At 46.5% G+C, this 17,844-nt stretch carries 15 protein-coding genes; 2 read left to right on the forward strand and 13 right to left on the reverse strand.

Going from position 1 to position 17,844, the window contains the following annotated elements; genetic code table 11:
* Positions 1–61 precede the first annotated feature (61 nt).
* From FN001_RS02310 to FN001_RS02350, 9 genes are all read right to left on the reverse strand, one after another.
* Positions 62–1,018 carry a carbohydrate kinase family protein gene (locus FN001_RS02310; protein WP_142410658.1) on the reverse strand — a complete coding sequence of 319 codons (957 nt, stop codon included), beginning with the start codon at positions 1,016–1,018 and terminating at the stop codon, positions 62–64.
* A complete protein-coding gene (locus FN001_RS02315) occupies positions 1,006–1,599 on the reverse strand; it encodes a VOC family protein (RefSeq protein ID WP_185911812.1) in 594 nt (197 codons plus the stop codon). Before FN001_RS02315 ends, FN001_RS02310 begins: the two co-directional genes overlap by 13 nt.
* A gap of 192 nt (positions 1,600–1,791) precedes the next feature.
* On the reverse strand, positions 1,792–3,573 hold the full coding sequence (locus FN001_RS02320; RefSeq protein WP_185911813.1) for a CE1 family esterase: 1,782 nt from the start codon (positions 3,571–3,573) through the stop codon (positions 1,792–1,794).
* A gap of 32 nt (positions 3,574–3,605) precedes the next feature.
* A complete protein-coding gene (locus FN001_RS02325; protein WP_142410661.1) occupies positions 3,606–5,387 on the reverse strand; it encodes a CE1 family esterase in 1,782 nt (593 codons plus the stop codon).
* A gap of 33 nt (positions 5,388–5,420) precedes the next feature.
* Positions 5,421–6,374, reverse strand: coding sequence for an ABC transporter ATP-binding protein (locus FN001_RS02330; RefSeq protein WP_117551933.1), 954 nt, complete (start codon positions 6,372–6,374; stop codon positions 5,421–5,423).
* A 1-nt stretch (position 6,375) separates the two neighbouring features.
* Positions 6,376–7,356 carry an ABC transporter ATP-binding protein gene (locus FN001_RS02335; protein WP_117515185.1) on the reverse strand — a complete coding sequence of 327 codons (981 nt, stop codon included), beginning with the start codon at positions 7,354–7,356 and terminating at the stop codon, positions 6,376–6,378.
* Positions 7,357–7,371: 15 nt separating this feature from the next.
* Positions 7,372–8,238, reverse strand: coding sequence for an ABC transporter permease (locus FN001_RS02340; RefSeq protein ID WP_117515182.1), 867 nt, complete (start codon positions 8,236–8,238; stop codon positions 7,372–7,374).
* Complete coding sequence (locus FN001_RS02345; protein WP_117515180.1) at positions 8,238–9,206, reverse strand: ABC transporter permease; 969 nt, start codon at positions 9,204–9,206, stop codon at positions 8,238–8,240. The genes FN001_RS02340 and FN001_RS02345 overlap by 1 nt, the downstream gene beginning before the upstream one ends.
* A 137-nt stretch (positions 9,207–9,343) precedes the next feature.
* On the reverse strand, positions 9,344–10,996 hold the full coding sequence (locus FN001_RS02350; RefSeq protein ID WP_185911814.1) for an ABC transporter substrate-binding protein: 1,653 nt from the start codon (positions 10,994–10,996) through the stop codon (positions 9,344–9,346).
* Between the two features lie 291 nt (positions 10,997–11,287).
* Here FN001_RS02350 and FN001_RS02355 point away from each other — a divergent pair, with 291 nt between their 5' ends.
* Complete coding sequence (locus FN001_RS02355) at positions 11,288–12,268, forward strand: LacI family DNA-binding transcriptional regulator (RefSeq protein WP_185911815.1); 981 nt, start codon at positions 11,288–11,290, stop codon at positions 12,266–12,268.
* A 127-nt stretch (positions 12,269–12,395) separates the two neighbouring features.
* Here the strand turns inward: FN001_RS02355 and FN001_RS02360 are convergent, their stop codons facing one another.
* The 4 genes from FN001_RS02360 to FN001_RS02375 form a co-directional block, all read right to left on the reverse strand.
* Positions 12,396–13,124 carry a DUF554 domain-containing protein gene (locus FN001_RS02360; protein WP_142410665.1) on the reverse strand — a complete coding sequence of 243 codons (729 nt, stop codon included), beginning with the start codon at positions 13,122–13,124 and terminating at the stop codon, positions 12,396–12,398.
* A 260-nt stretch (positions 13,125–13,384) separates the two neighbouring features.
* A complete protein-coding gene (trpA, locus tag FN001_RS02365) occupies positions 13,385–14,167 on the reverse strand; it encodes a tryptophan synthase subunit alpha (RefSeq protein WP_142410666.1) in 783 nt (260 codons plus the stop codon).
* Complete coding sequence (gene trpB / locus FN001_RS02370) at positions 14,160–15,344, reverse strand: tryptophan synthase subunit beta (RefSeq protein ID WP_142410667.1); 1,185 nt, start codon at positions 15,342–15,344, stop codon at positions 14,160–14,162. Before trpB ends, trpA begins: the two co-directional genes overlap by 8 nt.
* Positions 15,345–15,413: 69 nt before the next feature.
* Positions 15,414–15,749 (reverse strand): acetate and sugar kinases/Hsc70/actin family protein, encoded by a 336-nt coding sequence (locus tag FN001_RS02375; protein ID WP_185911816.1) that lies wholly within the window; start codon positions 15,747–15,749, stop codon positions 15,414–15,416.
* Between the two features lie 336 nt (positions 15,750–16,085).
* Between FN001_RS02375 and FN001_RS02380 the strand changes: the two genes are divergently transcribed.
* Positions 16,086–17,786: an ABC transporter substrate-binding protein gene (locus tag FN001_RS02380; protein ID WP_142410668.1), complete on the forward strand. Its 1,701-nt coding sequence runs from the start codon at positions 16,086–16,088 to the stop codon at positions 17,784–17,786.
* Positions 17,787–17,844 lie beyond the last annotated feature (58 nt).

Below are 17,844 nucleotides of genomic sequence, written 5' to 3' on the forward strand. Positions count from 1 at the left end.
TATTTTCTCATCGCATAAAAGCGGGAGTCCCACATTTCAGAGACTCCCGCACCCAACATTCTTATTTCATTTTCATTCGCTTCTCTACATCTGCAAGCAACGGCATCGATGGAATTCCACCGAAATTTTCTACACATAGTGATGCCGCTGCATTTGCAAATCCGGCATATTCTACCGCCATATCTAATGTAATTTTTTCGATGGATTCATTTGACTGACTGAGTTTATAAAGAAATGTTCCCCAAAATGCATCTCCGGCTCCGGTCGTATCTACTACATTGCTTTCAAATCCGGGAACTCTCTTTCCGCCTTCTGCATTTGCTATATATGCGCCATCTTTTCCAAGGGTAACTGCTACAAGTTTTACTCCCTTCTCCATCAGCACTTTTGCAGCCTGCTCCGGTTTCTTCTCATCTGTTAGAAGTTCTGTTTCCTCATCCGAAATTTTCATTACATCCACAAATGGAATCAAACTTTTCATCTCGCGCTTTGCTGTTTCCACATTCTCCCACAACGTTGCTCTGTAGTTCGGATCATAAGAGATGACTGCGCCTGCTGACTTGGCTGCCTTTATTGCTGCAAACGTAGTGCTGCGTGCCGGTTCCGACGTCAAAGACAGAGAACCAACATGGAATATCTTCGTGTTCCCAAGAATTTCCATATCCAGTTCTTTCTCTGTGATCTGCGTATCTGCCCCTGGCTTTCTCGCAAATGAGAAGGTACGTTCTCCTTCCGGTGACAGATCCACGAACGCGAGCGTTGTAAAATATCTTTCATCCAGAATAAAGCCTCTCGTATCGATCTGTTCCTTCTCTAAAATCTCCTTTAAAAACCGTCCATGCATATCCGTTCCGGCTTTTCCCAGAAATGCGGTTTTTGCCCCAAAACGAGCCGCTGATGTCAACGCATTCGCCGGCGCTCCACCTGGATTCTGTGCAAATAGTTTTTGTCCGTTTCTGCTGATTCCCTGATACGTAAAATCAATCAGGATTTCACCCAGTGCTGTTATATCGTACATGCCTTCTCCTCCATAAATTTTACTTTCTCCAGAGCTGTCCCGGACAAGTAGTCATTTCCTCCGAGAATAAGCCTCTCAATTACCGGATGTCTCTGGACAGAAAGTTCCGGTAAATCATGAAATTTATAAATCTCAATTACCGTCTCACCGGCAGCAACCATACAGCAGAGAATCGTATGTCCGTCCACATGATTTACAACCGGATCAAAGCACGCGGTGAATCCCAGATTCTCATAAAATTGAATTGCAGCAGACAGGTCTGAAACCTGTAGTCCCACATGTTCAAGACCACAGATCGGTGTCCTGTTCGGCGGAATCTTTTTGTGCAGCTTCTGGCTGACCTCTATCGTAAATCCATATCCCGATATAATGTTGAAATAATTCATTCCTGTTCCATATACTTTTCCACTATACCGCGGTCCTCCGTTTTCTCCGAGCTGCAGATTTAATCCCCGGCTTTCGCAATATGCAATCGCCGCCTCGATGTCATGTGTCTCCAACGCAATATGTCGGAATCCCAGACACATATCATCCGGCCCGTATTTGTCTGCAAGATGTTCTTTGTCTTCTCTTAAAACCAACCGGAAATTTCCATTACGCAGACAAATCATCCCTTTATGATCTTCTTCCACAAAAAACAAATTTTCACAAAGCCATCTTTTCGCACCGGGCACATCTTCTACCAGAAGCTGCACTCCCCAAATGTACCTGTCGCCCATCCACTTTCACCTCTATATTCTCTGTCAGCCTGCCTTCTCTGTTATTTTTCTGTTTCAGCCGTCATAGCGGATACTTCCGTCTTCATTTCTGCGGAAATGGCACATAAAGTGATCCCACGTAAGCTGCGCCATTTCTGCTGTGTAGGTATGCGGGCAGCTTCGAATGACTGTAAAGCACACCATCGGAGCATGATTTTGATCATACATTACCAATGTATGATATTTTCCATTATCGTACCAGTTCTCAAACCTCGGTTCTACTCCGTTGCTGTGGCAGTAATTTTCAAGTGTTGCTCTCGCAATTGTGCCCGGATCCAGCGATACGGAAGCGATGTCATATTCTCCAAGCATAAACCATACCGGTCTCTGTGCGCAGCCTTCCAATGGCCGTACCTGTGGATCCCAACCGTCCATTGCTCCGGTTGGTGCAAAAGCTGCAAACCGTTCCGGGATCCTCCGCGCCAGTTCCTGCGTCATATGTGAACCGTTAGAATGTCCTGTCACATAGATCCTGGATGGATCAATCGAATATGTCTTTTCCATGTAATCCAGCATTTTCTCAAAATAAGGCACCTCATCATGAAGCGGAACTCCCATTGATTTCAACGCCCAGTGCGGAACCGGAAATTTTGCCAGTCCGTCATTATAAGGATATGCCGACGCAAAGCATACAAAGAAATCTCTCTCTTCCGCAAGGCGATACCAGTCACTGGTACGTTCAAAATATTCTGCATTGCAGGACATGCCGTGAATCGCCACAACGAGAGGATACTTTTTCCCATCTCCAGATCGATATCCGGACGGAACATAGATATCCCAATATCTTGGCAGACCTTCTACGATTTGTTCTACTCGTACAACCCCAATCTCCTCCTGCGTTCTCATAGGCCTTAAACAGTTATTTCCAAAACTGCCCCAGCGTGAAAACCGCAGGACAAATTTTATCATTTCTTCATTAAGTGTTTCCCGTGATACCTCACTCACACTCTCGGAATTTCCAAGCCATGCCTGTGCAACAGGCTGTGCATTAACATAATACTGTCCGCGCTCCGGCTGCTCCAGATAAACTTCTCCATATGCATTTGCCAGACCTTCTTCTTTAGCCCGAAGAATCGTCTTCATATATTCGAATGTTTCCTTTGCTTTTCCACTTCGGTCAATCAGGAATCCGGGAATCGCAATATCTGTTTTCTTTAATGTCAAATCTCCATCCGATGGAAGTTTTCCGAGTATCTCCAGCAATTCAGGATCTACCGCACAGTTTCCATCAGCCGCAAAAGCTGCAAACGTCGCACTGTACGTCAGTGCAAATGCCGCGGCAATTTCCGCACCGGCACCGAATCCCATAACATACATATAGGATTCACAGATATCGACTGTCAGCCGCTGCACAAACTCTAATGTGATGATCTCCCACGCATAATCAAATTCTTTATCAATCTGTTCTCTGTCCCATTGGCTGCTTTCAAATACTACCAAAGCTGTATGATATTTTTCCGCCAGTGCGATCCAGTTTTCAGAATGAATAAATGCTTCCGCGTTCGTCCCATTTTCCGGGAATACAAAAATCCCTGCTCCCTTTGAGATCATTCCATCCGGCACATAGATTGCATATTTCCGCTCCTGGCCATTTATCACGATCGTTTTTTCTGTAATTCCAAGATTGCACTGATAATACGGGCTGCTATGATTTAATTTATCTTCCGGGATCGGCGGAAACAATTCTCTGTGTCTGTTCCGTTTCGGCGGGTGATATTCTGTTCCTCTTGGTGCCCGTGGCATTAAGATCGATCGGTTATTTTCCGGGCTAAAATGAAAGCTCTCATATTTTCCCATAATCTTTACCTCTTCCTGCATTGCAGCAGTCATTATCCATGATATTGAATACTTCCGTCAGCCTCTCTTGTAAAATGGCATAAGAATGTATCCCAGGTAAGCTGTGCCATCTCTCCGGTATAGGTATGCGGGCAGCCTTTCATGATCGTATATCGGATCATAGGAACATGATCCTCATCATACATCACCAACGTATGATAAATTCCATTATCATACCAGTTTTCAAATTGCGGCGTCATATGGTTTGCACGGCAGTATGCTTTCAAAGTCTCTCGGGCAATACTTCCTTCCTCCACTGACGGAGAAGCCATATCATACTCGCCCATCATAAACGCAATTGGGCATTTCATATGATCATCGATCGGTTCGATTGCGTCCGCCGACTTGCCGCCCAGTGCACCCGTCGGCCCAAATGCCGCAAATCGTTCCGGCATTGTCCTTGAAAGCCTCTGTGTCATCCGGCCGCCATTAGAATGTCCAACTGCATAAATCCGTTTCTTATCGATCGGATACTTTTCTTCCATATCATCCAGCATTACCTTGAAATATTCGGATTCGTCCACACCTTCCTGATCCATCGGCCAAACACACCAGCCTGGAAGTGGAAATCTGCTTCTCCCTACATTTCTCGGATACGCAGCTGGATAAACTACAAAAAATCCACGTTCCTCGGCAAGCCGGTGCCAGTCACTTGTCTGTTCAAAATATTCCGGGCTGCAGGAAAATCCATGAATTGCTACAACAAGCGGATATTCCTTTTTGTCATCCGGCCTATAGCAGGAAGGTACATAGATATCCCAGTACCTTGGCAGTCCTGCGATTTCTTTCTCTACTCTTATTACTCCGATTGCCTCCCAGCTTCTCTTCGGCCGCAGATGGTTATTTCCAGATCCGCCCCACAGGGAAAAACGAAGGACAAACCGAAGCATTGCTTCATTTATTTCATTCTGGTCAAATTTCTTTGTACTATTTTCATCCGCAAGCCATACCTGCGAAATCGGCTGCTCATTTACATAATAAGCTCCGCGTCTCGGCTGCTCCAGATATACGCTTCCATACTGATTGATCAGATTTTCTTCTTTCACGCGGTTGATCTCTTTTATATACTCGAATACAGCTTCAGCATTTCCCTTCTTATCAATGAGAAATCCCGGCATTGCAATTTCTGTTTTCTTCCATGTATCAATTCCATCGGACGGTAATTTTCTCAACACATTAAGGAGTTCTGGATCCACGCTGCAGTCTCCGCATACCGCAAATGCCGGAAATGTCGCACTATATGTAAGCGCAAACGCGGCAGCTATGCCAGCGGCGTCCCCCAAACCGATCGGATAGAAAAACGACTCACAGATATCGACCGTTGGTCTCTTACTGAATTCGTGATAAACAGTCGTCCATGCATAGTCAAATTCTCTTTCAATCTGTTCTTTTTCCCACTTCGGGCTCTCCAGGATCAGCAGCGAGACAAGATATTTATCTGCTAGTTGTTTCCAGTTTCCTGTCTTTATAAATTCTTCTGCTGTAACACCACTTTCCGCAAAAATCACTGCACAGGCACCTTTTGACCAAAGATTCTGCGGTGCATAAAGTCCATATGGCCGTTTTGCGCCTTCCAGTTCTATCTCCTTCTTGAAAAATCCGGAATTCAACAGGCTATATGGATCTCTTCCCTTCAGTACTTCCTCCGGAATCGGTTCAAACGGGTTTACAAGCCTGCTGCTGTCCACATGATACTCTGTTCCTTTTGGAATTCTAGGCATCAGCATCGAACGGTTATTAAGCGGACTGAAATGAAAGCTCTGATATTTTTCCATGATGACCTCCCTGTTTATCTCAACTCACAACTCCTAAAGAGAATTGATCTCACGTACTCTGCAGCAGGATACAAAATGTCCTGGTTTGATCTCCTCAAGTTTCTGTGGCTTTCTGCAGTTTTCTGTCGCATAAACGCAGCGATCTGCAAACCGGCATCCCGGCGGCGGATCGATCGGTGATGTGATCTCTCCCTTTAATACGATTCTTTCCTTTGGATGCAGAATATCTGTTGTCGGAATTGCGGACAAAAGAGCTTTTGTATACGGGTGAAGCGGCTCCGCAAACAATTCTTTCGTCGGACTTGTCTCTACCAGCTGCCCCAGATACATAACAGAAATATTATGTGAAATATGGCGTACTACAGACATATTATGCGTAATAAACATATACGCAAGTCCATGTTCTTCCTGCAGATCCATCAAAAGATTCAAAATTTGTGCCTGAATGGAAACATCCAGTGCAGATACCGGCTCATCACATACGATGAACTTTGGATCCAGAGCCAGCGCTCTCGCAATTCCTACTCTCTGTCTTCTTCCGCCATCCAGTTCGTGTGGGTAGCTCATCTTGATTCGTCTCGCAATACCCACCATATCCATCAGACGTTCTGTCTCTGCATCTACATTCTGCTTGTCGCATTTTCCACTAATTAAGAGCGGTTCCTTAATCGTATCCTCGACTGTCATTCGAGGATTCAGGGATGAATACGGATCTTGGAAAATGATCTGAACATCACTTCTCAATTTTTTCAGTTCCTGCGGTGTCGGATTTGTAATATCTTTTCCATTAAAATGAACAGATCCCCCCGTACTCTTCTGAAGATGGATGATCGTTCTTCCAAGAGTTGACTTTCCACAGCCGGATTCTCCTACAACACCCATTGTCTCTCCGGCATCAATATTCATCGTTACGTCGTCTACCGCATGAACAGCACCTTTGGGACCATAGAAATATTTTTTTAAGTTTTTTACCTCTACAAGTGCCATACTAATCCTCCTTTTCTGCTGCTTCACAATATGGGCAGCTGCAGAAATGCCCCGGTCTTACTTCTGTCAGCGGGAATTTTATCGTTCTGCATTTATCCGTCGCATGCGGACATCTCGGATTAAAACAGCATCCTGTCGGAAGATCTGTCGGATCCGGTGGGAGTCCTTCAATATTGGCAAGTCTCCGCGTATCTACAGAAAGATCCGGAATGGCTCCGAAAAGACCGATGGTGTATGGATGCTGCGGGTGAAGGAATATCTCCTCTTTTGAACCATATTCCAAAACTTCACCGGCATAGATCACTGCCACATTGTCACACATTCTTCCAACAACACCGAGATCATGAGTGATCAGGATCATGGCTGTATTGTATTTCTTCTTCAGGTCATCCATCATGTCGAGAACCTGAGCCTGAATCGTTACATCCAACGCGGTCGTCGGTTCATCAGCCAGAAGAAGATGTGGATTGCAGGCCAGTGCCATTGCGATAACAACTCGCTGCTTCATTCCACCTGAAAACTGATGTGGGTATTCTCCGTAACGTTCTCTTGGAATACCAACCATTGCCAGCATATCTTCCGCCATCTCTCTTGCGGTTTTATCTTCTCTTGTCTGATGTTTTCGAATTACTTCCGCAATCTGCTCTCCAACCTTCATGATCGGGTTTAACGCTGTCATCGGATCCTGAAATACCATCGTAACCTGCCCGCCGCGGACCTTTCTCATTGCTGCCTCGCTGAGAGATAAAAGATCCGCACCATCCAGAATGACTTTTCCGCTCTTGACCTTCGCCTGAGCATCCGGAAGAACACGAAGAATCGTTTTCGCAATGGTTGTCTTTCCTGCGCCGGTCTCGCCCACAAGTCCTAATGTTTTTCCTCTTTCCAATTCGAAGGAAACATTGTTGACCGCATGTACAACTTTTCCACCTGTACGATACTCAACAACGAGATCCTCCACTTTTAAAAATTTTTCGCTCATAACATGTCCCCCTCTTTAGTCCTTTAACTTCGGATCAAGTGCATCGCGCAGTCCATCACCAAACATGTTCAGGCAGAGAACTGAAATTGCGATAAATAATCCAGGGAAAATCAGCATGTACGGATAATCACGAAGGAATCCTCTTGCGCCTGCCAGCATTGCTCCCCATTCAGGAGTCGGCGGCTGTACGCCAAGACCTATGTAACTCAAAGCTGCCAGTTCCAGGATCGCTTTTGCAACGCCCATTGTCGCAGAGACAATCAACGGAGACCAGCTGTTGGGAATAACATACTTCATAATTCTTCTTGCGGTACTGCAGCCGATTGCTTCTGCAGCTTCCAGATACTGGTTTTCACGTGTCTGCATAACCGTTCCTCTTAAGAGGCGGACATTGCCAGGAATCGTTCCGACTGCAATCGCAATAATTGTTTTATCAATTCCAACACCGAGAGCCGCGGAAATAATGATCGTTAAAAGCATCGACGGAATTGCCTGGATAACATCCAGAAGTCTCATAATGACCGTATCGGCTGCACCACCGAAATATCCTGCGATTGCTCCAACGACTGTACCGATAGCGGTTGAAAATAATACTGCCGCAATACTGATACTTAAGGAATATCTTCCACCGTAAAAGACTCTGGTAAAAATATCTCTTCCGAGATCATCTGTGCCAAACAGGTGCGCAGATGACGGTCCCTGCTTGATTGCCATGACGTCCATCTTATCATACTGATACGGAGAAACGATCGGGACAATGATAATCGCCAGAACCAGGATCACAAATAATGTCAGACCAAACATTGCGTTTTTGTTTCTGGACATCCGTTTTGCGAGGACCAGAAACGCATTTTCTTTTTTATATGTATTGTCCTTCGCCATCATTTTCCCTCCTTGCTCGGTTTCTTCTTTTTGCCCTGATTCTCGTAACGCGCCTTAATTCGCGGATCATTAAACGCGTAACAGAGATCAACTAACAGCATAATTACCGCGAATACTACTGCAAGCATGACAACGCAGCCACGAACGATCGGATAGTCACGCTGATTGATCGCTGTAATCATATACTGGCCGATTCCCGGAAATGAGAATACGTTTTCGATAACAATGGAACCACCAAAAATAACCGCGAGGTTTGTTCCTGCCAGTGTAATGATCGGGTTCAATGCATTCGGAAGTGCATGTTTTAAGATAACTTCTCGCTGGGTCAGTCCCTTTGAACGCGCTGTGACAACATAATCCGCACGGATGACCTCAAGCATACTTGATCTCGCCTGTCGTGCCTGAGTGGCAAGACCACCGAAACAAAGTGAAACTGTCGGAAGTACATAATACTCCCAACCGCCGATTCCGCTTGCCGGGAACCAGCCAAGTTTTAATGAAAATAAGAGTACAAACAGCATTGCAAGCCAGAATGTCGGAATCGAAACGCCGAGAAGTGCAATGATCATGCTGATTCTGTCTCCCCAGCCATTCTGGTGAACCGCTGCCGTTACGCCAAGCGGGATTCCGATACCAAACGCTAATACCATTGAGGCAATTCCCAGAATCAATGTTCTCGGAAGTCTCTGCATAATTTCTCCCGCAACCGGAGCACCTGTCAGATAAGATTCACCCAAATCAAAATGAAGAAATACATCCGATAAAAATTCTCCAAGCTGCACGATAAATGGTCTGTTTAAGCCAAGCTGTTCTCTCATCTCCGCAAGTTCATATTCCGACGCTGTACTCCCCAGCATGATCTGCGCCGGATCACCGGGAACCAGGTACAGAATACCGAAGATCAATGTCGCAACGAGCAGTACTACAGGTATCATCTGCAGAATTCGTTTGCCAATAAATCTGATCATTCTTCTTCCTCCCAAATACCTCTGTTTTTAGGAATCGGCGTGCCGAATCCAAATATATGGTTCCTGCACGCCGATGCTTGTTGTCATGTAACTATAAAAACTGCATTGCAATTTTCATTGATTTTTATTCCATAAGCTTAGTTCCAAACGTAAGTAGATGCGCCCGGAAGGAAGTTGGAACGGATGCTGTATTTTGCACCTGTAATCTTATTCTTATTTGTAATATAGTAGTTGTCTTTATGGAAGAGACCATAATGGTAAGCTTCCTCGACCATGTACTGCTTTGCGGCATCAATGTCCGCAGCGTCCTGAGAAACGGCTGCTGTCATCAGAAGATTGTCCAGTTTGTCATCTCTTACCATTGCCATGTTATGCTCTGCGTAACGTGTGCTGTTTAACTGGTTCCAGATACGGGTAATATAACCGGTTGCCCCGTTATAGGAAATATTAAGATCGAACTTAGCCGGGTCTGTCTGGTATGTATTCCAGAGAGCCTGTTCAAAGGATGTAACCTCACTGTCAATTCCAACTTCTTTTAAGTATGCCTGAATGATCTGTGCAGTCTTTACACGAACCTCATCTGTATCGCAAAGAATTGTAAGTTTCAGACTTCCATCAGCAACTCCGGCTTCCTTTAAGAGTTCTTTTGCTTTTTCCGGATTATAGTTATAATAATCCTCTGTTTTCCATTTTTCCTGGAATCCAATGTTTAAATCACTGCCATAGCAGTAAACCGGCTCACCATGGCCTTCCATAACCACATTGATCAGTCCCTGCTGGTCAATCGCGTAAAGAACAGCCTGCGCAATTTTAAGATCGTTTAACGGACTTTCTGTAGAACGGTTGATCCACATCTGCTGAATATAGTTATCGCGGGCTTCTTCTACATTAAAGTTCGCAGCACTCTCTCCGCCCTCCATAAAGCGGCTTGCATTTGAATAGTTCAGAGAGGTCGCAACATCATAAATACCGGTCTCAAGTCCGATTGCGATCTGAGAAGACTCTGTAACGAAATAATATTCAATCTTATCGACATTCTGCTCCTGACACTCAACACGAAGATCTTCCTTCTGCCAATAGTCTTCATTCTTTACAAGAGTGAGGGAAGAACCTGTTACCCAGGACTCAACCTTGTATGGACCGGTTGCAACCGGCATGGTTCTCATGCAGTCTCCGCTGTCCTTGTATGCTTTCTCTGAAACGATCATAACCTGAGTCAGCATATTCTCAACTTCTCCTGCTGCCTCACTATTGCACACAAGTTTTACTGTATAATCGCCGGTCTTTTCAATTGATACAAGGGAACCGGTCAATGCTGTATGCTGGTTTCCTTTACCATTTTCAAGACACTCGTTAAAGCTGAATACTACATCGTCTGCGGTAATATTGTTTCCCGCTGTATCTTTAATATAATCGTAAAGTTCGATATCCCATACCACGTTTGTCGGAGTAGATTCCGCTTCGTTCTTTGCCCAGTTTTTCGCAAGTATTCCGTAGTACTCACCATCACCACCCATATAGATCAGGTTCTCATATGTATACGCCAGAACTGTCCAACGTCCGCTGGAAGATCCCTCATCGAATGTTCCAAGGGAACCCGGGTCTGAAGTATATGCAATTTTAACAACCTTCTCCTGATCACCTGCCGGTGCTGCTGTCTCAGTTCCAGCTGCTGCCGTTGTTGCCGCCGCCGTTGTTTCCGTTGAACTGCCTCCGCCGCATGCTGTCAACGAAAGCATCATTGCCGCTGCCATAGCGCCTGCAAAAATTCGTTTCGCACTCTTCTTCATATCGTCCTCTCCTTTTTTGTTATCTAGTCCCAGATGGACCATTACTCGTTCTGTCAAACGTTTGCGTAAACGTTTAACTTGTTCTGTGGTTTCATTATACCCCCGCCATATATGTATTGTCAATTATTACTAATTTACAAATGCTTTTTCGCTTTTTTGTGTACTTTTTACATATTCCTCAGTTTTACGTTATGGTTAATTTGTCTTGTTTTATTTAATTGACATCAATATTTTGGGGTGATATACTTATGTTAAACGTTTTACAGTGTTGCGAAGGGGGAATAAATGCATATGTCAAAAGTTAGTATTCGTGATGTCGCTGCCCTTGCCGGCGTATCTACTGCCACCGTCAGCCATGTCATCAATAATACTCGTTATGTAAAAGAAGAAACGAAACGGCTCGTTCTGAAAAGTATCGAAGAACTTCACTACAGTCCTGATGCGACTGCACGAAGTTTTAAGACGGGAAAGAGAAATTTAATTGCATTTATTGTACCGGATATTTCAAATCCCTTCTTTGCGACAATGATCGAGGAAGTTGAAAACGTTATCTCCAAAGAAGGCTTCAAGCTTCTCGTTATTAATACAAAGGAAACGAAAGAGCGCGAGATCGACAACCTGAGAATTTTATCCAGCGGTATTGTCGATGGTTTTGTTCTGGCCTCTACGGTTGAAAACTACTCTGATATTTCAGGAATCGTTCCTCCCAGTATTCCTGTTGTCTTAGTTGACCGCTCCCCTTTAGGCGCTCCCTATGATTCCGTGATCTCCGCAAACTATCAGGCCATGTCCGATGGAGTGGAATACCTTATAAAGAAAGGACATTCTAAAATCGGATTCATCACCGGGATTCCCCGCATTTCCACAACAAAAGAACGTCTCGATGCCTATCGCGATACGATGGAAAAACATGGAATCTTTTCTGAAGCCCTGATCCGTACCGGAACATCTATGACTTCACTGGTAGTTGAGAATCTGGATGCGCTTCTGGCGCTTGGCTGTACTGCTCTGGTTGTTTCCAACAACATTATGGCGATTGAGACTATGATGATCTTAAATCAGCGTGGAATCCGCCCCCACCATGATATTGATCTGATCGGTTATAAAGACAGTGAGCAGGCACAGTATGGTCTTCAGCATATGAGCCTGATCAAGCAGCCAGTTGCCGAAATGGGGCGCGCGACAGGAAAGCAGCTTCTGGAACGCCTTTCCCATCCTGATATGCCGATTCAAAGAATCATACTCCCAGCAGAATTTCTTCCGGTCGATTGAGTCCTCCCATTTTTTTATATCATTTTCTCATACATAGGAAGTTCTATTTGAACTTCCACGCAAACAAAAAAGCTTTTTCAGCATCAGTTTTATTCCTCTAAAACATATACTGAAAAAGCTTTTTTATTTACAGCATCGGCACCACCACATTCCCCCAGAACCAGCTCACCGGCATGACGAGCACCATCGCGGGGATCATATCGGCGACCGGGAAGTTGTGGATCTTTGCGATGCGGAAACCTGTGGCCAGAAGAAGAAAACCACCGCAGGCCTTGAAGTCCGCGATCATATCCGGCGTTGTGAGCGGGAAGATGAATTTTGCAGCTGCGAAGATCGCGAGGAAGATCACACACTGCGGGATCGCAACGGCCGCAACCACCATTCCGAGCGTTCCGCCAAAGATCATGGCTGTAAAGAAGTCCAGGATCGACTTGGAGATCAGGATCGTGTGGTCTCCGCTCATTCCGGAGTCCAGGGAACCGTAGATTCCTGTTCCGCTGGCACAGAATAACACGATGATTGTCACAAGCATCGTCATATACTCTTCTCTCGACATATCTTTGTTCTTATTCGGGAAGATCTTTCCGACCGGTTTTTCCATACATCCGGCGCCTTTGTTGATGATCCCGCCGAGATTGACCGCCAGACCGAATGCGGTTCCCATGATCACGGCAAAGATGACCGCCGGCATGTTCTGCATCAGTCCGATCGAACTGATCCCCATTCCCATCGAGCAGACGCCGAAGATCTTTGTGAGTTCTGAATTGACTCTTGCGGGCAGCTTATGCCCAAATAAAGCCCCGATCACACCACCGATGGCGACGGACAAGGCGTTGATGATAATTCCTACTGGCATACATCCTTCTCCTTTGCACAAGTAACTGCGGTGCAAGGGAGTCCCTGCACCGCAGAATTGACAGTTCGTTATTTAATTTTAGCACAAAGTACGGTATAGCGCAAACACTTTACCTCGCAAAAGTGCATGTTCCCAATTACCATTTCGACAACATTCTTCTGCATTTAAGTCGAACGGCCGTGAGACTTGGCGCGTGATTCTGGTCAGCGAAGCTGGCTTATATCACTGTGCATCCTCGCGGAGCGTTTCCTGGACGATTCTTAGATCCCATGCACCGCATCACACATCGACTTCACGTATTCCTTCACATACGGAACCGCATCTTTTCCATACTTTTCGCAGAATTTCACGATCGCCGATCCAACGATCGCACCATCGGAGAGACCGGCCATCTTTTTCGCCTGCTCCGGGGTGGAGATCCCGAAGCCGACGGCACACGGAATGTCCTTCGCTTTCTTCACGAGGTCGACCATCGCGCCGATGTCGGTTGTGATCTCGCTTCTCGTTCCGGTGACGCCGAGCGAAGATACGCAGTATACAAAGCCGGATGCCTCTTTCGCGATCATGCTGATTCTCTCATGGGAGGTCGGGGCAATGAGGGAGATCATGTCCATGTTATACTTCTTGCACACAACATCGAACTCCTCTTTCTCCTCATACGGAACATCCGGTAAGATGATTCCGTCCATGCCGAGCTCAGACGCCTTCTTAATAAAGCGCTCTGTTCCGTAGGAGAACACAACGTTCGCGTATGTCATGAATACCATTGGAATTTGTGTATTTTTCCGAATTTTTTCAACCATTGCAAAAATTTTGTCGGTGGTCACGCCGCCGGACAGGGCGCGGATATTTGCCGCCTGGATGACCGGACCTTCTGCCGTCGGATCGGAGAACGGGATCCCAAGCTCGATGAGGTTCGCTCCTGCCTCCTCCATTGCATATACGAGCTGCTCTGTGACCTCCAAAGACGGGTCTCCGCAGGTGATAAACGGGATAAATACCTTTCCATTTCCGCCTTTAAAGGCGTTTGTGATCTTACTCATGAATATCTTCCCCTCTGTATCTTGCGATTGCCGCACAGTCCTTGTCTCCTCTTCCTGAAACATTGACGACAATAATCTTATCCTTTCCCATCGTCGGTGCGAGCTTCATTGCGTATGCGATGGCATGGGCGCTCTCGATCGCCGGGATGATTTCCTCGATTCTGGAGAGATACTCAAACGCATCGACTGCCTCGTCGTCAGTGATCGCCACATACTGGGCCCGTCCGGTATCGTAAAGGTTCGCATGTTCCGGTCCGATTCTCGGGTAATCAAGGCCTGCAGAGATGGAATATACCGGGGCGATCTGGCCGTACTCATCCTGGCAGAAGTAAGATTTCATGCCGTGGAAGATTCCGAGACGTCCTGTGGCGATGATCGCCGCTGTCTCTGCCGTGTTCACACCGCGTCCTGCTGCCTCGCACCCGATGAGCTGAACGTCTTTATCTTCAATAAAGTTGTAGAATGCGCCGATGGCATTGGATCCGCCGCCGACACAGGCAAGAACTGCATCCGGAAGACGTCCCTCTTTCTCTAACATCTGCTCCTTAATTTCCTTGGAGATAACCGCCTGGAAGTCACGGACGATAGTCGGGAACGGATGTGGTCCCATACAGGAGCCGAGAACATAGTGGGTGTCCTCGATCCGGTTCGTCCACTCTCTCATTGCCTCCGAAACAGCATCTTTGAGGGTTCCTGTTCCGGTTGTCACCGCATGCACCTTTGCTCCGAGAAGGCGCATTTTGTAAACATTTAATGCCTGACGTTTTGTGTCCTCCTCGCCCATATAGATCTCGCATTCCATGCCAAAGAGCGCCGCCGCCGTCGCTGTCGCCACGCCGTGCTGACCGGCTCCGGTCTCTGCGATGACACGGGTCTTTCCCATCTTCTTTGCGAGAAGGACCTGGCCGAGTACGTTGTTGATCTTGTGGGCGCCGGTGTGGTTTAAATCTTCTCTCTTTAAGTAGATCTTCGCTCCGCCGAGATCCTTTGTCATGTGCTCCGCATAATAGAGTCTTGACGGTCTGCCCGCATATTCATTTAAAAGTGTTGTGAGTTCTTTCTGGAATTCCGGGTTATTCTTGTAATGGTTGTACGCCTCTTCGAGTTCCAGTACCGCATTCATGAGCGTCTCAGGAATATACTGACCGCCATGTGCGCCAAATCTGCCTTTTGACATAGATGTTTCCTCCTCTTGTAACCTGATATTGTTTCAGATCGACTTTGTCGATCATTTTTTGCGTTCTGATTAGTATTTCTCCGAGTAAAACTCACGCACCAGCGGGTAGATCCCCTTATATCTCTGGTAGATCCCATGATACCTCGCCGAGATCTCCGGATCCGGTTCCACGGTATCGCAGTGTCCGCGGCTCTCCAGCGTGCTGATAAACGCCTGATAGTCCGGGATCACGCCTTCCGCAAGGAATACCGCCGAAGCGATCGCCAGCGCCGGAAGAAGGTCCGGATCTTTGTATACAAAAATCTTTTGTCCCATGACATTGCTCAGGATCTGGCACCATCGCCGCTCTCTCGCTCCGCCGCCGATCAGTGTGATCTTTTTCGCGGGCTGGTCAAAGAGCTCCAATCCCTACCCGTAAAAAGTAACCATATCGCACTATATGCCAAAAAATATTCTGACTTTTCCAATTATGTACATACATAAGTTACAAAATTATTATTTTTTGAACATTTCGCCGAATTAAGTAAAGTAAAAGTAAAAAATACTTGACTTTTTTAAGTTCTGGTTTTATTCTTAAGCACATAATTTTATTAACGATCCCCCATTTATCAAAGGCGATAACTTCTGTCAGAAGTGCGCCTTTCTTTTTTACCCGGATCTTCCAAAGCGACTGCCGGTTTTATTTCACCGGTACCAGGATCCGGCGGATCGTTCGTAAAAAAAGAGAGAGGAGAGATTCTTATGAAGAAAAGACGATTGATCGCACTTGCAGCCGCAGCCGTTATGGCAGCATCTTCCCTGGCAGGATGCAGCGGTTCCCAGACGACCTCCCAGACAACAGCCGGTTCCACCGCTGAGACGGCTGCTGCCTCATCCAACGCAGTGTCTCCGGATGCCAAATCCACAGATCAGACACTTGCTTCCGGTATCGCAGTTGGTTCTTCCGACGGAGAAGCCGTAAAGGGCGGAACACTGGTAGTGTCCATGCCATCTTCCCCGCTGACTCTCGATCCGAAATCCTACTCCACGATGTATGAAAACCACATCATGTACAACGTCATGGAGACTTTATTTATCTGGGATCAGGATTACAAAGAACTTCTTCCATGTCTTGCGACGGATTACACCGCCAGCGATGATGGTCTCACCTACACCATCAACTTAAGAGACGATGTCTATTTCCAGAAAGGAAAGTTCCAGGACGGAAGAAAGATGACTGCAGAGGACGTCAAGTACTCTCTCGAACGAAGCAAAAATGAAAGTACCACAGACCGTATCTGCCGTGACTTCTTCGATTACTGCGAAGTGACAAGTCCGACTCAGGTCGTGATCCATATGAAGTCCGTTGCAGGACCGTTCATCAACCAGTTAGCTGAGATCGGAAACGTCATTCTTCCGAAAGAGGAAGTCGAAGGCTGGGGAGATGAGTTTGGTTCCCATATCGTTGGTACCGGTCCATTCACCCTCGAAGAGATGGTAACCGATGAAAAGGTTGTTTTAAAGAAGAATGACAATTACTGGGGGACCGAGCCGAACGTCGATGGAATTGAATTCCGCATCATCTCCGACTCCAATCAGGCGATCAACGCAGTACAGACCGGTGAGGTCGATATCGCGATGTATCTCCAGGGCGAAGCGATCAAGCGTGCCCAGGATGCAGGTCTCTTACTCCAGACCGCAAGCTCCGCTGTCACCTACGTCCGCTTTAATATGCAGAATGGTCCGACTGCAAATGCAGATGTCAGAAAAGCTCTCACAATGGCAGTCGACATCGATTCCATGGTAGCCGGCATTTATCAGTACGGTGAGGGCACAAGAGCTTACCAGCCGTTACCGGTATACTCCTTCGCATATGACACTGCCTACAATGACCTCGTACCTTCCTACGATCCGGAAGGTGCAAAGAAACTCCTCGCGGAGGCCGGTTATCCGGATGGCTTCACCATGAGCCTTTACATCGGATCCACTACATACCGTGAGAAGATGGCGCAGATGTTACAGTACTACTGGAGCCAGATCGGAGTCACACTTGATATCAAGTCCTCCACGATGGCCGACTGGTCCGCAACCGTTGTCGATTCCTGGCAGGCTGATACCGTAAACAGCTACGGCGTAAGCTGGAACAGCAACCCGGATCCTTACGGTTTCCTTGGAAAGTTCTTCAGTTCCCAGACCATCCACGCTTCCTCCAACGCAGGCGGCTACAATGATCCGGAGATGGATGACCTCCTCAACAAAGGCTTTGGCTCCACTGACACTGCTGAGCGTGCCAAATACTACAAGGAAGCAATTGAGAAAGTTATGAACGAATACACCGGTATCTACTACGCATACGAGTGCCGGAACTGGGCAGTATCCCCGAAAGTACATAACGCGGTTCTCCGTGCTGATAACCAGATGTTAGTCGCAACACCGTTCAACAATATCTGGATCGAAGAATAAAACTATTACAAAATCTGCAGAAAGGGGAAGCAAATCTGATTTGTTTCCCTTTTTCTGT

Source organism: Clostridium sp. Marseille-P7770 (genome assembly GCF_902143525.1).
GTDB lineage: Bacteria > Bacillota > Clostridia > Lachnospirales > Lachnospiraceae > Pilosibacter.

Bases quoted from the DNA above. Each gene is read 5' to 3' on its own strand.
- FN001_RS02310 (WP_142410658.1), bottom strand. From the start codon at position 1,018: ATGTACGATATAACAGCACTGGGTGAAATCCTGATTGATTTTACGTAT.
- FN001_RS02360 (WP_142410665.1), bottom strand. From the start codon at position 13,124: ATGCCAGTAGGAATTATCATCAACGCCTTGTCCGTCGCCATCGGTGGT.
- FN001_RS02340 (WP_117515182.1), bottom strand. From the start codon at position 8,238: ATGGCGAAGGACAATACATATAAAAAAGAAAATGCGTTTCTGGTCCTC.
- FN001_RS02355 (WP_185911815.1), top strand. From the start codon at position 11,288: ATGTCAAAAGTTAGTATTCGTGATGTCGCTGCCCTTGCCGGCGTATCT.
- FN001_RS02335 (WP_117515185.1), bottom strand. From the start codon at position 7,356: ATGAGCGAAAAATTTTTAAAAGTGGAGGATCTCGTTGTTGAGTATCGT.
- FN001_RS02325 (WP_142410661.1), bottom strand. From the start codon at position 5,387: ATGGAAAAATATCAGAGCTTTCATTTCAGTCCGCTTAATAACCGTTCG.
- trpA (WP_142410666.1), bottom strand. From the start codon at position 14,167: ATGAGTAAGATCACAAACGCCTTTAAAGGCGGAAATGGAAAGGTATTT.
- FN001_RS02345 (WP_117515180.1), bottom strand. From the start codon at position 9,206: ATGATCAGATTTATTGGCAAACGAATTCTGCAGATGATACCTGTAGTA.
- FN001_RS02320 (WP_185911813.1), bottom strand. From the start codon at position 3,573: ATGGGAAAATATGAGAGCTTTCATTTTAGCCCGGAAAATAACCGATCG.
- FN001_RS02330 (WP_117551933.1), bottom strand. From the start codon at position 6,374: ATGGCACTTGTAGAGGTAAAAAACTTAAAAAAATATTTCTATGGTCCC.
- FN001_RS02350 (WP_185911814.1), bottom strand. From the start codon at position 10,996: ATGAAGAAGAGTGCGAAACGAATTTTTGCAGGCGCTATGGCAGCGGCA.
- FN001_RS02380 (WP_142410668.1), top strand. From the start codon at position 16,086: ATGAAGAAAAGACGATTGATCGCACTTGCAGCCGCAGCCGTTATGGCA.
- trpB (WP_142410667.1), bottom strand. From the start codon at position 15,344: ATGTCAAAAGGCAGATTTGGCGCACATGGCGGTCAGTATATTCCTGAG.